The following is a 13690-nucleotide window of genomic DNA, read 5'->3' as shown; positions in this document are numbered from 1 at the left end:
GGCATCGCAGCACCGTGATTGTCCGTTCGTTCAAGGAGATCGAAGGTACCGACCGGCACGTGAAGTCGGCGTCCGGCACGTGGGAGAGCAAACGCATCGTCCTCGCCAAGGAGAAGGTCGGCTTCTCCCTGCATGAGACGGTCCTGTACGCGGGTACGGAGACGTCGATGTGGTATGCGAACCACATCGAGGCCGTCGTCTGCGTGGAGGGCGAGGCCGAGCTGACCGACCGCGAGACCGGGAAGTCGTACACCATCACGCCCGGCACGATGTACCTCCTGGACGGGCACGAGAAGCACACGCTGCGGATCAAGAAGGACTTCCGCTGCCTCTGCGTCTTCAATCCGCCCGTGACCGGACGGGAGGACCACGACGAGAACGGCGTTTACCCGCTGCTCACCGAGGAGGTGTGACCTTTCATGACCGCCACCACCGACACCACCACCGGTATCCCCGACCTCTATCCCAGTCGGGGCGCCACCGAGGTGCTCACCCCGCGCCAGGACCCGGTCGTCTGGGGCGCCCCCGACGCGCCCGGTCCGGTCGCGCCGGCCGACCTGCTCTCCTTCGAGCGTGACGGCTTCCTCGCGATCGACGAGCTGATCACCGACGACGAGGTCGCCGTCTACCGGAACGAGCTCAACCGGCTGGTGAACGACCCGGACATCCGTGCCGACGAGCGGTCGATCGTCGAGCCGCTGTCCAAGGAGATCCGCTCGGTCTTCGAGGTGCACAAGATCAGCGAGGTGTTCGCCAGGCTGGTGCGGGACGAGCGGGTCGTCGGCCGTGCGCGACAGATCCTCGGCTCGGACGTCTACGTCCACCAGTCGCGGATCAACGTCAAGCCGGGCTTCGGGGCCAGTGGCTTCTACTGGCACTCGGACTTCGAGACGTGGCACGCCGAGGACGGTCTGCCGCGGATGCGCACGGTGTCGGTCTCGATCGCGCTGACCGAGAACTACGACACCAACGGCGGGCTCATGATCATGCCGGGGTCGCACAAGACCTTCCTCGGGTGCGCGGGGGCCACGCCGAAGGACAACTACAAGAAGTCGCTGCAGATGCAGGACGCGGGCACGCCGTCGGACGAGGCGCTGACCCTGCTGGCCTCGCAGCACGGCATCAAGTTGTTCACGGGCAAGGCCGGTTCGGCGACGTGGTTCGACTGCAACTGCATGCACGGTTCCGGCGACAACATCACGCCGTTCCCGCGCAGCAACGTGTTCATCGTGTTCAACAGCGTGGAGAACACGGCGGTGGAGCCGTTCGCGGCGCCGGTGCGGCGTCCGGAATTCATCGGAGCGCGGGACTTCACGCCGGTGAAGTGACCGTGTGACGAAGCTGCCGGGTGGGGCCTCCTCGTGTGGGACGGGAGGCCCCACCCGGTTTTTTCATGCCTTCATGCCGTGAGGACGTCCAGGAGCCGGTCGACGTCCGCCGTGGTGTTGTACAGGTGGAACGCCGCCCGCAGGTTCCCCGCCCGGTCGGACACCTCGATGCCCGCCCGGTTCAGCTCGCCCTGCCGGTGGCCGAGCCCCGGCACGGACACGATCGCCGAGCCCGGCGCGGGCACCGGCGCGTGGCCCAGCTCGGCGAGCCCGGCGCGGAACCGGTCCGCGAGGGAGACGTCGTGGGCGTGCACGACGTCGACGCCGATCTCCTCCAGCAGCTCCAGGGAGGCGCGCAGCCCGGCGTAGCTGAAGAGCGAGGGGCTGATGTCGAACCGCCGTGCGGAGTGGGCGAGTTCCTCGACCGGGCCGTAGCAGCTCTCCCAGGGGACCTCACCGGCGACCCAGCCGGCGAGCAGCGGTGTGAGCCCGCCGAAGTCCCGCGGGGCGACGAAGAACGCGGCCCCGTGCGGTCCCAGGAGCCACTTGAAGCCGACGGCGGCGAGGAAGTCGTCCTCGTCGGCCTCCATCGGCAGCCAGCCGGCCGACTGGGAGGCGTCGACGTAGGTGCGGGCCCCGTGCGCTCGTGCCGCCTCGCGCACGGCCGGCAGATCGGCGAGCCGGCCGTCGGCGGACTGGACGGTGCTGACCGCGACGAGGGCGGTGCCGGGCCGGACGGACTCGGCGAGCCGCTCCAGGGGCACCGCGCGCACCTTGAGGTCGCCGCGCGCGTGGAACGGGTTCACCAGGGAGGCGAAGTCGGCCTCCGCGGTGAGGACTTCGGCGCCCTCGGGCAGCGAGGCGGCGATCAGCCCGCCGTACTCGGCGACCGAGGCACCGGTGGCGACCCGCTCGGCCGGCACGCCGGCCAGCCGGGCGAAGGACGCGCGGGCGGCCTCGACGTCCTCGTACAGGGGTCCCAGGGGCACGCCCTCCGCGCGCATGCGCACCGCCTGGTGCAGGGCGGTGACGGTCCGGGCGGGCAGGAGCCCGTTGCTCGCGGTGTTGAGGTAGGTGTGCTTCGGGGCGAACTCGGCACGGACGAGGTTCTCGAAGGTCTCCATGGAACCACTCTGCGGCCCCTGGATCTCCCCGTCCATTACCGATTGCTGCGTGATGTCGCTAAGAGGCGCTTATACATACGCCCCGACCTGCGGCTTCAGTGCTGGGGCACCGCACAGCCGTCCGGCCCGCACGCGTCCGCGTCCCCGCTGTCGACGATCGTCAGGGGCGAGCGCTCGCCGTACGCCTGGGTCAGGGCCCGGGCGAAGACCTCCGCGGGCTGGGCGCCGGAGACGCCGTACGTGCGGTCGAGCACGAAGAACGGCACACCGCTCGCGCCGAGCTGCGCGGCTTCCCGCTCGTCGGCGCGGACGTCGTCGGCGTAGGCGCCGGGGTCGGCGAGCACCGCGCGGACGGCCTCCGCCTCCAGACCGGCGGCCACGGCGAGCTCCACCAACCGCTCGTCGTCGTTGAAGACGGAACGCTCCTCGGCGAAGTTCGCCCGGTAGAGCAGGTCGAGCAGCCGCTCCTGGGGCCCCTGCTCCTTGGCGAAGTGCAGCAGGCGGTGCATGTCGAAGGTGCTGCCGTGGTCGCGGCCCCGGGTGCGGTAGTCCAGCCCTTCGGCGGCGGCCTGTGCGCCCAGGTTGTCCTCACCGGCCTCGGCCTGCGCCTCGCTCATCCCGTACTTCCTGGTGAGCATCGTGATCACGGGCTGGATGTCGTCCTTGGCGCGGCCCGGGTCCAGCTCGAAGGAGCGGTGCACCACCTCGACGTCGTCGCGGTGCGGGAAGTCCGCCAGCGCCTTCTCGAAGCGGGCTTTGCCCACGTAGCACCAGGGGCAGGCGATGTCGCTCCAGATCTCGACGCGCATGTCTTCGGCTCTCTCCAGCTCGTACGGGGTGCGGAGACTCCCTCCGCCGAGTTGGTGAACGTTCAAGCAGCCGGGTTCATTCCGCGGTCAGGGGGAGCCGCATCGTCAGGTGGCGATCCCCCGGCCCGGCCGGTTCCGGCACCCACCCGTGCCGCCGGTAGAAAAGCTGCGCCCGCCGGTTGCCGACGTGCACCTCGAGAACGGCCGTGCGCTTGCCGTCGGAGGTCCATGCCTCGACGCAGGCCGTGTGCAGGGCGCTGCCGACGCCGCGGCGCCAGTGGCCGGGGTCGACGTGGAACTGGAACAGCTTCACCGTGTCCGCCGGGGCGCCCTCGGGGGTGCGGAAGGAAGCCAGGCCGATCATGCGGCCCTCCTCGACGACGCACAGCACCTGGCCGTCCGGTCGCACGAGGGCGCTGCGCCAGGCGGCGAGCCAGTTCGTGCCGTCCTGCGGCAGCCCGTCGGGGTAGTACGTCGCCCGGGCCCGCGCGTGCAGGGCGACGGCGTCCGCCACCTCGTCGGGCAGGACGGCACGGATCACGGCCATGCCTCAGCTGCCGTCGCGCAGGTCGTTCGGCCAGTGCGGCCTGAACTCGATGTGGTCGTACGTCACCACGCAGCCCTCCCCCATCGGCGACTGGGTCATGAAGCCGATCAGGGCCGCGCCCGTCTCCTTCTCGTCGCCGAGGGTGAAGAGGCGGACGAAGGTCCACCGTTCGCCGTCGCGGGAGGCGTGGAAGGCGAAGGCGCGGCCGGTGCGGCTCACCCGGAGCCAGACGGAACTGCCGTCGACGGCGAAGGAGTTGGCGTCGTCGGAGTGCCCCCGGGTGACCACCGTGCAGACGGTGGGCACGTCCGGGGAGTACTCCAGACAGAGCTTGGCCCAGGCGCGCTCGCCGACATGGACGTAGAGCACCCCGGCGTCGAAGGCCGCACCGAACCCGACCGTGACCCGGGCGAGCAGCTGGAAGTCCCCTTCGGGCGCCCCCAGCAGCCGCGGCGCGTCGGAGGCGGGGTCCAGCCCCTCCCCGGTGGGCGGCACAAACCGATCCTGCCGAGCCCCGGCCCACCCGCTCAGCACCCCGTCCTCATAGGACCAGTGGGCCTCGGGCCCATATGTGCGCAGGGCGAAAGGAAGTTCGGGAAGTTCCAGATCCATCCAACGCAGTCTTCCAGGTCCGACCTCAAGGGGCGCGGGGAACTGCGCGATCAACCACACTCAACCGGCACCCCGAAGCTCACCGCACCCCAACGGCGCTACCGCTCCAAACGCCCGTTGAACCTACGAGGCAGCCCCAGGGGGTTCTCGTCCCGCAGCTCCGCCGGAAGCAGCGCCTCAGGAGCGTTCTGATAGACAACCGGCCGCAACCACCGCTCGATCGCCGTACCGCCCACCGACGTGGACGTAGACGTCGTCGCCGGGTAAGGCCCACCGTGATGCTGAGCCGGCGCGACGGCGACCCCCGTCGGCCACCCGTTCACCAGCACGCGCCCGGCCAGCGGCGTCAGCTCCTGCAGAAGCTCCGCGCCCCGGCCCTCGCCCGCGGTCTCCTCCTCGGACAGCTGCACCGTCGCCGTGAGGTTGCCCGGCAGCCGCGACAGCACGGCCTTCACCTCGGCCTCGTCCTCGTAGCGGGCCACCACGGTGACCGGCCCGAAGCACTCCTCCAGGAGCAGGTCGTGCTCGCCCTCCGCCGCCAGCCTGCTCGCCGGCACCGTGAGGAAACCCGCGCTGACGGTGTGCTCGCCGCCCGCGCCGGGCGTGACCGGGGAGTCGACGTCGGGCAGTTCGGCCCGCTCGGCGACACCGGCCACGAAGTTGTCGCGCATCCGGTGGTCGAGCAGGACCCCGGCGTCGGTGTCGCTGACGGCGTCGGTCAGCGACTTCAGCAGGGCGTCACCGGCGGCGCCGGACGGCGCGAGGACGAGGCCCGGCTTCACACAGAACTGCCCGACGCCGAGCGTCATCGAGCCGGCGAGGCCCGCACCGATCGCCTCGGCCCGCTCGGCGGCGGCGGCCTCGGTGACGACGACCGGGTTCAGCGAGCCCAGCTCGCCGTGGAAGGGGATCGGCACGGGACGCGCGGCGGCCGCGTCGAACAGCGCACGCCCACCCCGCACGGAACCGGTGAAGCCGGCCGCCGCGACCAGCGGGTGCTTGATCAGCTCGATGCCCGCCTCGAAGCCGTGCACCAGCCCGACGACACCCTCGGGGATGTCGTGCCGGGCGGCGGCGCGGCGCAGCACCTTCGCGACGTACTCGGACAGAGCCGGGTGGTCCGGGTGCGCCTTGACCACGACCGGGCAGCCGGCCGCGAGGGCGCTCGCGGTGTCGCCGCCGGCGACGGAGAACGCGAAGGGGAAGTTGGAGGCCGAGTAGACGGCGACGACGCCGAGGGGCACCTTGTAGCGGCGCAGGTCCGGGATCGGCGGGGTCGCGGTGTCGTCGGGGTGGTTGATGACGACGTCGAGGAAGGCGCCCTCGTCGACGATGTCGGCGAAGGCCCGCAGCTGGTAGCAGGTGCGGGCGAGCTCGCCGGTCAGCCGGACCGGGCCGAGCGCGGTCTCGGCGTCGGCGGTCTCGACGAGACCGTCCTTGGCCGCCTGGAGCTCCTCGGCGGCGCTGCGCAGGAAGGCCGCGCGGACGGTGCGGTCCGCGAGCGCGTCACGCGCCTCGTGCGCGGCACGGACGGCGGCGTCCACCTCCTGGGCTGTGGCCTCCACCGCAACCTGTTCACGCTGCTTCCCGGTTCGGGGGTCGACACTCCAGACTGGTGCTGCTGCCACCGCGGGTCCCTCCACACATGTAATGCCGCAGTACTGGGTCATTCACCAGGGACGTTCGATATACTGAACGCTGTCTCCGATGATGAATATGCTGTGGAGACTATTTCCCGTCGAACGAAGGGGTCAAGGGCGATGTCGGCTGGCGAGACGGGCGGCGGGGCGCAGGTCAAGTCCGCGGTACGAACGGTTGAACTGCTCGAATACTTCGCCGGGCGTCCCGGTATGCACTCCCTCGCGGCGGTCCAGGAGGCCGTCGGATACCCCAAGTCCAGTCTCTACATGCTGCTGCGCACGCTCGTCGAGCTGGGCTGGGTGGAGACGGACGCGACGGGCACGCGGTACGGCATCGGGGTGCGGGCCCTGCTGGTCGGCACCTCCTACATCGACGGCGACGAGGTCGTGGCGGCGGCCCGCCCGACCCTGGACCGGCTCTCGGACGACACGACCGAGACGATCCACCTGGCCCGCCTCGACGGCACGAACGTCGTCTACCTCGCGACCCGCCAGTCGCAGCACTACCTGCGTCCCTTCACTCGGGTCGGCCGCCGCCTGCCCGCGCACTCCACGTCCCTCGGCAAGGCGCTGCTGAGCACCTACTCGGACGAGCAGGTCCGCAAGATGCTCCCGGAGACCCTGCCCGCGCTGACCGAGAACACGATCACCGACCGCGAGAAGCTGATCGAGGAGCTGGCCCAGGTCCGGGAGCAGGGCTTCGCCGTGGACCGCGAGGAGAACACGCTGGGGCTGCGCTGCTTCGGCGTGGCCATCCCGTACCGCACGCCGGCGCGGGACGCGATCAGCTGCTCGGTGCCGGTGGCGCGGCTCACGCCGGCGCACGAACAGCTGGTGAAGGACGCGCTGTTCGACGCGCGGGACCGGCTGACCCTGGCCACCCGTAGGCTCTAGGCATGAACGTCGAGCTGCGCGAGGTCCACGACAGCGATCTGCCGGTCTTCTTCCGGCAGATGAACGACCCCGAGGCTCTGCACATGGCGGCCTTCGTCCCCAAGGACCCGGCCGACCGGGACGCCTTCGACGCCCACTGGGCCAGGATCCGCTCCTCGTCCGACGTGGTGCGGACCGTCCTGGCCGACGGTGACGTGGTCGGCAGTGCGGCGGTGTACGGCGTGGTGGGCGAACGCGAGGTGACGTACTGGGTCGACCGCGCGTACTGGGGGAAGGGCATCGCCACGGCGGCCCTGCGGGCGCTGCTGACGGAAGTGCCCGAGCGTCCCCTGTACGCACGGGCGGCGTCGGACAACGCGGGCTCGCTGCGCGTCCTGGACAAGTGCGGCTTCCGTGCCGTCGCCACGGCCAGCGGGTACGCGAGCGCGCGGGGTGCGGAGATCGAGGAGACGGTACTGATCCTGGAGGGCTGAGCCGTCCTCCCCCGTCCGGCGGAGGCGGATCGTCGTCGTGCAGGAGGTGCCGCCGGCACGCCGCGCGGGAGCCTGAGCGCATGACGCAGTCACCTCGTATGGCGCGGTCCCTCGCTCCCGCCGCCGTCGACGGCCCCGCCGTCCCTCTCAGCCGCCCCCGGCGCGTCCTGCGTGCCGTCGCCGTCCTCTCCTGCCTGCCGTACCTCGGGCTCAAGGCCGCCTGGATCGCCGGGAGCCACGTCGGTATCCCGGAGGGGAGCGGGCTGCTCGACGACCGGGTGGGCATGGCCGTGGTCAACGGCGTCTCCGTGCTGCTGGACAGCGCGGTGATCGTGCTGGCGCTGGTGCTGACCCGGCCGTGGGGGCTGCGGGTGCCCGCGTGGCTGCTCGCGTTCCCCGTGTGGGTCGCCACCGGGCTGCTCGCGCCGATCATGGCCGGGTTCCCGGCGCAGCTGGTCGTGAGGGCGTTCGGCGGAGGGGGCGCGGAGTCTGCGGGGCGGGACGCCTTCCTGGACGAGTGGGTGTTCACCGTCGTGTACGCGGGGTTCATCCTCCAAGGGCTCGCCCTGGGCGCCCTGTTCGCGCTCTACGCCCGCGATCGCTGGGGGCACCTGTGGCGCGGGCGGGTGTGGGAGCTGCCCGTGGGTCTCGTGGGGCCGGCCCACCGTGCCCTCGCCGTCGCGGCCGGCGTGCTCGCCCTGCTGCCGCTCGCCCTGCACGTGCTGTGGGCCTGCGGCGGCACGGCGGGGCTGAGCGAGGGCCGGGCGGCGGACCGGGGCGGTGACTTCCACGTCCTGGAAGCGGTGTTCGTGGTGTTCCTCCTCGCGGCCGTCGCCGGCGGCTTCCTGCTGGCCTTCCGGCGGGGCCGGGTGCTGCCCGTGGCCGTGCCGCTCGGCCTGGCCTGGGCCGGTTCGGGCGCCGTGGCCTGCTGGGGCGGCTGGCTGTCGCTCGCCTCCCTCGGTGGCGTCGAGGACATCGCCGACCGTCCGACGCCGCTGATGAGCCTCGCCTACGCTGGGCAGATGCTCGTCGGCTTCCTCGTCGCCGCCATCGGCGTCTACTCCTTCGCCGAGCGCTCGGCCAGGGCCGCGCGGCGGACAGCGTGAGACAGGCCGCCCGGGCCCTGTTCGGCCGGCGGGCCCGGCTGCGCTGGGTGCATCTGATCCTCGGCGGCGCGCTCGCCATGCCGTACGTCCTGGTCGGTTCGGTGATCATCGCTCCGGCCACCGGCGGCACGGACGTCTTCGGGTCCTTTCCCCTCCAGCTCGCCTCCTTCGGCGTGGGGTTGCCGCTCGCCGCCGTCACGTCCCTGTTCCCGCTGACCCGGCCGCTGGAGGCCGCCGCCGTGCGCTGGCTGTGCGGTGTCGACACGGACCGGCTCGCCTTCGGGCCGGCGCGGACGCGGGGCGAGAAGGGCCGTACGGCGGGCTGGTTCACCCTGCATCTCGGGTTCGGCGGGATCATCGCCGGGATGTCGCTGGCCGTGCCGCCGTTCGCCGCCGTGCTGATCGCGCTGCCGGTCGTCGCGGGACTGGGCGGCACCCGGCTCGGGCTGCCCGAAGTCCTCGACCACGCCTGGGTGTTGGCGCTCGCGCCGGTCGCGGGCGCGGCGATGCTCGTCGCCCTGGCGGGTTGCGCGGCCGGCGGCGGCGCGCTGCTGGCCCGCTGGGCGCCCGCGCTGCTCGGCCCGTCTCCCGAGGGCCGGCTCGCGGCCGCCGAGGCACGCGCCGCCGACCTGGCCGTACGCAACCGGCTGGCGCGGGAGCTGCACGACTCCGTCGGCCACGCGCTGAGCGCGGTCGGTCTCCAGGCGAGCGCGGCGCGCCGCGTCCTCGACTCCGACCCGCAGTTCGTCCGCGAGGCCCTCGCCGCGATCGAGGACACCACCCGGCGCACCGTCGGCGAACTCGACGCCGTGCTGGGCGTGTTGCGCGAGGGCGATGCCCCGGGCACGGCTCCGGCGCCGACCCTCGGGGCCGACCTCGACGGGCTGCTGCGCCGCACCCGGGCGGGCGGGCAGCGCGTGACCGCCACGGTCGGCACCGATCTGGAGGTGCTGCCTGCGCTGCTGTCCCGGGAGGGCTACCGGATCGTGCAGGAGGGGCTGAGCAACGCCCTCAGGCACGCCGGCGAGCGGGTCGCCGTGGACGTGCGGATCGAGGGGGCGGGCGGGGAGCTGGAGATCACCGTGGAGAATCCGGTGACCGGCCCCGCCACGGTCACCGCTCCCGCGTCCTCCCGCCCCGGCGGCGGCCACGGGCTGCGCGGCATCGCTGACCGGGTCAGGCTGCTGGGCGGGACCATGACGGCCGGACCGGTCGCCGGTTCGTCCGGACCGGCCGGTGAGAGCTGGCGGTTGCACGTACGTCTGCCGATGAAAGGACCCGCATGACCCGCCCCGCCCCCATCCGTGTCGTCCTCGCCGACGACGAGCGCATGGTGCGCACCGCGCTGCGCGCCATCCTCTCCGCCGAGCCGGACCTGGAGGTGGTGGGTGAGGCGGCCACCGGTGCCGAGGCCGTGTCGGTCGTCCGGGACCTGCGGCCGGACGTCGTCCTCATGGACGTCCGCATGCCGGAGGTCGACGGCATCCGCGCCACCGAGCAGATCCTGGCCACTGTGGACGAGCCGCCCCGGATCGTCGTCGTGACGACGTTCGAGAACGACTCCTACGTGTACGACGCGCTGCGCGCGGGAGCCGCCGGGTTCCTGCTGAAGCGGGCGGACGCCGACGCGCTCGTGCAGGCGGTCCGGCTGGTGGCGCGCAGCGACAGCCTGCTGTTCCCGGCGGCCGTCCGCACCCTCGCGACCGAGCACGCACGCGCGCACCCGGCGCCGCCGGAGTGGGCGGCGAAGCTCACGGGACGCGAGCGGGAGGTGCTGCGGCACATGGCGGAGGGGCTGACCAACGCGGAGATCGCCCGGCGGATGGAGGTCGGCCCCGCCACGGTGAAGTCGCACGTGGCGGCGGTCCTGGCCAAGACGGGCACCCGGGACCGTACGCAGGCGGTCATCGCCGCGTACGAGGCGGCATTTCTGAACGCCGGATGAGAAAACCGGACGGGTGGGAACGATCCACCCCGCCTGGCTCGTCCTCATGTTCGGGATGAACAAGACGATCAGGCGCGCCTCGGTCTTCACGCTGCTGCTGGTGTTCGCTCTGCTGGTCAGGGCGACCTGGGTGCAGTTCTACGAGGGCCGGGCGCTCGCAGACGACAAGGACAACCGGCGGACCGCGATCGCGACGTACTCGGCGCCGCTCGGGAACATCATCGTGGGCGGCCGGTCGGTCACCGGCTCGGCCTCGACGAAGGGCAGCGACCTCAAGTACAAGCGCACGTACAGGGACGGCGAGCTGTACGCGGCGGTGACGGGCTTCGCCTCGCAGGCGTACGCCCCGACCCAGCTGGAGGGCATCTACACCGACCTCCTCAACGGCACGGACAGCCGTCTGAAGTCCGTGATGGACACCATCACCAATCAACGGGCCGACCCGGGCAACGTGGTGACGACGATCGACCCGGACGTGCAGCAGGCGGCGTACGACGCGCTCGGCGACAAGAAGGGCGGGGCCGTCGCCATCGACCCGAAGACCGGGAAGATCCTCGCGGTCGTGTCGACCCCGTCGTACGACCCCTCGTCGCTGACCGACGCCAACACCGCGGGGGCGGCCTGGAAGAAACTCACGGCCGACCCGGAGAAGCCGCTGGTCAACCGTGCGTTGCGGCAGCCGCTGCCGCCGGGTTCGACGTTCAAGCTGGTCGTGGCGGCGGCCGCACTGGAGGACGGGCTGTACTCGTCGGTGGACGAGAAGACCGCCAGCCCCGACCCGTACCGGCTGCCGGACACGACCCGGGACCTGTCGAACGAGAACCCGAACGCGCCCTGTACGAACGCCACGATCCGTACGGCGCTGGAGTACTCGTGCAACAACGTCTTCGCGAAGATGGCCGTCCAGCTGGGCCAGGACAAGGTGAAGGCGATGGCCGAGAAGTTCGGCTTCAACGACGACAAGCTGGACGTGCCGGTCCGGGCCTACCCGAGCGTGTACCCCTCGGACATGTACCCGTCGCAGACGGCCCTGACGGGCATCGGCCAGTTCGACGTCACCGCGACGCCGCTGCAGATGGCCATGGTGTCGGCGACCATAGCCAACGGCGGCAAGCTGGTATCGCCGCATATGGTGTCGCAGATCACCAACAGCGGTGGTGATGTGTTGCAGGACTACGACGACGAGGCGGGCTCGGAGGAGATCGTCTCCTCCTCGACGGCCGAGCAGTTGCAGTCGGCGATGCAGACGGTCGTGGAGAAGGGCACGGGCACGAACGCCCAGGTCCCGGGCGCGACGGTGGGCGGCAAGACGGGTACGGCGCAGCACGGCGAGAACAACAGCCAGGTGCCGTACGCCTGGTTCACCTCGTACGGGAAGTCCGGCTCGTCGGGCAAGGAGGTCGCCGTGGCGGTCGTCGTCGAGCAGTCGAACGCGGCCCGCTCGGAGGTCAGCGGCAACGGCCTGGCGGCGCCGGTCGCCAGGGCGATGATGGAAGCGGCGCTGAAGGACTGAACCCCGGCCGCGTGAAAGCCGTCTCTACAGACAGACGGGCCGCCCCCTTCCCCCCGGGGGCGGCCCTTCGCGCTACTTGGCTCCCAGGAGCTGCTCGACCGGGTCGATCGCGAAGTACACGAGGAACAGCACCGAGGTCCCCCACAGCAGCCAGTGGATCTCCCTGGCCTTGCCGAGCACGGTCTTGATCACGACGTAGGCGAGGAATCCGGCGCCGATGCCGTTGGTGATGGAGTAGGTGAACGGCATCACCGCGATGGTGAGGAACGCCGGGATGGCGATGTCGTAGCGGTCCCAGTCGATGTGCTTGACCTGGGTCATCATCAGGAAGCCGACGGCGACCAGGGCCGGGGCGGCGGCCTGGAGCGGGACGATGGTCAGCAGCGGGGTCAGGAACAGCGCGAGGCCGAACAGGCCGCCGGTGACGAGGTTCGAGAAGCCGGTGCGCGAGCCCTCGCCGACGCCGGCCGCCGACTCGATGTAGGAGGTCGCCGAGGAGGCCGAGGCCGCGCCGCCCGCGACCGCCGCGGCACCGTCGATCAGCAGCACCCGGCCGAGGTTCGGGACCTTGCCCTCCTCGTCGAGCAGGCCCGCCTCGGCGCTGATGCCGACGACCGTGCCCATGGTGTCGAAGAAGTCGGACAGGATCAGGGTGAAGACCAGCAGGACGACGGTGATGACCCCGACACCGGGGGCGCTGAAGGCCCCGAACAGGTCGAAGTGGCCGATGAGTCCGAAGTCGGGGGCGTCGACGAGCTTGTCGGGCCAGGACGGTGTGGTCAGGCCCCAGGACTTGATGTCGGCTATGGAGTTGATCACTATCGCCAGTGCCGTCATGGTGACGATGCTGATCAGGATGGCGCCCTTGACCTTGCGGGCGAGCAGGCCGATCGTCAGCAGGACGCCGAGGCAGAAGACGAGAATCGGCCAGCCGGTGAGGGTTCCCGTGCCGCCCAGCTGAACCGGCACGGTGGTGTTGGCGGCGTCCGGGATGCGGCTGACGAACCCGGCGTCGACGAAGCCGATGAAGGCGATGAACAGGCCGATGCCGACGCTGATCGCCTGCTTGAGCGGCTGGGGTATGGCGTGCATGACGGCCTCGCGCAGACCGGTCACCACCAGCACGCAGATCAGCAGGCCTTCGAGGACGATGAGGCCCATCGCGTCGTCCCAGCTCATCAGCGGGGCGATCTGGAAGGCGACCACGGCGTTCAGGCCGAGTCCGGCGGCGAGGGCGAGGGGCAGATTGCCGCCCACGCCCATGATGATCGTCATGACCGCGGCCACCAGGGCGGTGGCGGTGGTGAGCTGGACGGCGTCCAGCTGGTGCCCGAACTTGTCCTTGGCGCTGCCCAGGATGATGGGATTCAGGACAAGGATGTAGGCCATCGTGAAGAACGTGGCGAAGCCGCCGCGTATCTCACGGCCGAAGGTGGACCCCCGCTCGGAGATCTTGAAGAACCGGTCGACGCTGTTCACCGCCGGTGGTGCGGCGTCGGACCGGTCGGCCACCTTCTGCGATTCGGACATGGCGAGTGCTCCTCGGTGCCTGGGTGATCGGTGTGCGGATGCTGGCTGGATTGTTCCCGCGTTGAACCACATTCAGGTTTTCTTCGTGTTACGGAATCAGAGTCCGGCCCGCCATACGCCGTTCGAAGCTCCGTACGAACCGTCCTGAGAACGCTGCTACGCTTCCCGA

The 13690-nt window shown here is 71.2% G+C and carries 14 protein-coding genes; 8 read left to right on the top strand and 6 right to left on the bottom strand.

Going from position 1 to position 13690, the window contains the following annotated elements; translation table 11 throughout:
* The first annotated feature begins 14 nt into the window (after positions 1-14).
* On the top strand, positions 15-413 hold the full coding sequence (locus CCL05_RS23325; RefSeq protein ID WP_020277268.1) for an ectoine synthase: 399 nt from the start codon (positions 15-17) through the stop codon (positions 411-413).
* 6 nt (positions 414-419) lie between these two features.
* Positions 420-1328, top strand: a complete 909-nt coding sequence (gene thpD / locus CCL05_RS23320) for an ectoine hydroxylase (protein ID WP_086562431.1) — start codon at positions 420-422, stop codon at positions 1326-1328.
* 71 nt (positions 1329-1399) lie between these two features.
* On the opposite strand, the gene CCL05_RS23315 is transcribed toward thpD, so the two are convergent.
* The 5 genes from CCL05_RS23315 to CCL05_RS23295 all read right to left on the bottom strand — a co-directional run bounded on the left by CCL05_RS23315 (position 1400) and on the right by CCL05_RS23295 (position 6048).
* Entirely contained in the window at positions 1400-2452 is a 1053-nt protein-coding gene (locus CCL05_RS23315) for an aminotransferase class V-fold PLP-dependent enzyme (RefSeq protein ID WP_208641601.1), read from the bottom strand.
* Between the two features lie 95 nt (positions 2453-2547).
* Entirely contained in the window at positions 2548-3261 is a 714-nt protein-coding gene (locus tag CCL05_RS23310; RefSeq protein ID WP_086562429.1) for a DsbA family oxidoreductase, read from the bottom strand.
* 76 nt (positions 3262-3337) lie between these two features.
* Entirely contained in the window at positions 3338-3808 is a 471-nt protein-coding gene (locus CCL05_RS23305; protein WP_086562428.1) for a GNAT family N-acetyltransferase, read from the bottom strand.
* Positions 3809-3811: 3 nt separating this feature from the next.
* Positions 3812-4420, bottom strand: coding sequence for a DUF1349 domain-containing protein (locus CCL05_RS23300; protein ID WP_086562427.1), 609 nt, complete (start codon positions 4418-4420; stop codon positions 3812-3814).
* A gap of 98 nt (positions 4421-4518) precedes the next feature.
* Complete coding sequence (locus tag CCL05_RS23295; RefSeq protein WP_086562426.1) at positions 4519-6048, bottom strand: aldehyde dehydrogenase (NADP(+)); 1530 nt, start codon at positions 6046-6048, stop codon at positions 4519-4521.
* A gap of 132 nt (positions 6049-6180) precedes the next feature.
* On the opposite strand from CCL05_RS23295, the gene CCL05_RS23290 reads away from it, so the two are divergent.
* The 6 genes from CCL05_RS23290 to CCL05_RS23265 all read left to right on the top strand — a co-directional run bounded on the left by CCL05_RS23290 (position 6181) and on the right by CCL05_RS23265 (position 11991).
* Positions 6181-6954: an IclR family transcriptional regulator gene (locus tag CCL05_RS23290; protein ID WP_020277261.1), complete on the top strand. Its 774-nt coding sequence runs from the start codon at positions 6181-6183 to the stop codon at positions 6952-6954.
* A 2-nt stretch (positions 6955-6956) separates the two neighbouring features.
* Complete coding sequence (locus CCL05_RS23285; RefSeq protein WP_086562425.1) at positions 6957-7427, top strand: GNAT family N-acetyltransferase; 471 nt, start codon at positions 6957-6959, stop codon at positions 7425-7427.
* 98 nt (positions 7428-7525) lie between these two features.
* Positions 7526-8533, top strand: coding sequence for a hypothetical protein (locus CCL05_RS23280; protein ID WP_086562424.1), 1008 nt, complete (start codon positions 7526-7528; stop codon positions 8531-8533).
* The gene (locus tag CCL05_RS23275) at positions 8530-9819 is read left to right on the top strand and encodes a sensor histidine kinase (RefSeq protein ID WP_086562423.1); all 1290 of its coding nucleotides are present in this window, start codon (positions 8530-8532) and stop codon (positions 9817-9819) included. The genes CCL05_RS23280 and CCL05_RS23275 overlap by 4 nt, the downstream gene beginning before the upstream one ends.
* Positions 9816-10478: a response regulator transcription factor gene (locus tag CCL05_RS23270; protein ID WP_086562422.1), complete on the top strand. Its 663-nt coding sequence runs from the start codon at positions 9816-9818 to the stop codon at positions 10476-10478. The genes CCL05_RS23275 and CCL05_RS23270 overlap by 4 nt, the downstream gene beginning before the upstream one ends.
* Positions 10479-10533: 55 nt before the next feature.
* Positions 10534-11991 carry a peptidoglycan D,D-transpeptidase FtsI family protein gene (locus CCL05_RS23265; protein ID WP_086562446.1) on the top strand — a complete coding sequence of 486 codons (1458 nt, stop codon included), beginning with the start codon at positions 10534-10536 and terminating at the stop codon, positions 11989-11991.
* Between the two features lie 72 nt (positions 11992-12063).
* Here the strand turns inward: CCL05_RS23265 and CCL05_RS23260 are convergent, their stop codons facing one another.
* Positions 12064-13521, bottom strand: coding sequence for an NCS2 family permease (locus tag CCL05_RS23260; RefSeq protein ID WP_086562421.1), 1458 nt, complete (start codon positions 13519-13521; stop codon positions 12064-12066).
* Between the last annotated feature and the right edge of the window lie 169 nt (positions 13522-13690).

Origin of the sequence: Streptomyces africanus (genome assembly GCF_002150735.1) — a bacterium.
Lineage (GTDB): Bacteria > Actinomycetota > Actinomycetes > Streptomycetales > Streptomycetaceae > Streptomyces > Streptomyces africanus.
The sequence above is the reverse complement of the archived record's forward strand: the minus strand, read 5'-3'. Positions and strand labels throughout refer to the sequence as shown.

Excerpts from the sequence above, each read along its gene's own strand:
- thpD (WP_086562431.1), top strand. The coding sequence starts at position 420 with ATGACCGCCACCACCGACACCACCACCGGTATCCCCGACCTCTATCCC.
- CCL05_RS23315 (WP_208641601.1), bottom strand. The coding sequence starts at position 2,452 with ATGGAGACCTTCGAGAACCTCGTCCGTGCCGAGTTCGCCCCGAAGCAC.
- CCL05_RS23310 (WP_086562429.1), bottom strand. The coding sequence starts at position 3,261 with ATGCGCGTCGAGATCTGGAGCGACATCGCCTGCCCCTGGTGCTACGTG.
- CCL05_RS23305 (WP_086562428.1), bottom strand. The coding sequence starts at position 3,808 with ATGGCCGTGATCCGTGCCGTCCTGCCCGACGAGGTGGCGGACGCCGTC.
- CCL05_RS23300 (WP_086562427.1), bottom strand. The coding sequence starts at position 4,420 with ATGGATCTGGAACTTCCCGAACTTCCTTTCGCCCTGCGCACATATGGG.
- CCL05_RS23290 (WP_020277261.1), top strand. The coding sequence starts at position 6,181 with ATGTCGGCTGGCGAGACGGGCGGCGGGGCGCAGGTCAAGTCCGCGGTA.
- CCL05_RS23285 (WP_086562425.1), top strand. The coding sequence starts at position 6,957 with ATGAACGTCGAGCTGCGCGAGGTCCACGACAGCGATCTGCCGGTCTTC.
- CCL05_RS23280 (WP_086562424.1), top strand. The coding sequence starts at position 7,526 with ATGGCGCGGTCCCTCGCTCCCGCCGCCGTCGACGGCCCCGCCGTCCCT.
- CCL05_RS23270 (WP_086562422.1), top strand. The coding sequence starts at position 9,816 with ATGACCCGCCCCGCCCCCATCCGTGTCGTCCTCGCCGACGACGAGCGC.
- CCL05_RS23265 (WP_086562446.1), top strand. The coding sequence starts at position 10,534 with ATGAACAAGACGATCAGGCGCGCCTCGGTCTTCACGCTGCTGCTGGTG.
- CCL05_RS23260 (WP_086562421.1), bottom strand. The coding sequence starts at position 13,521 with ATGTCCGAATCGCAGAAGGTGGCCGACCGGTCCGACGCCGCACCACCG.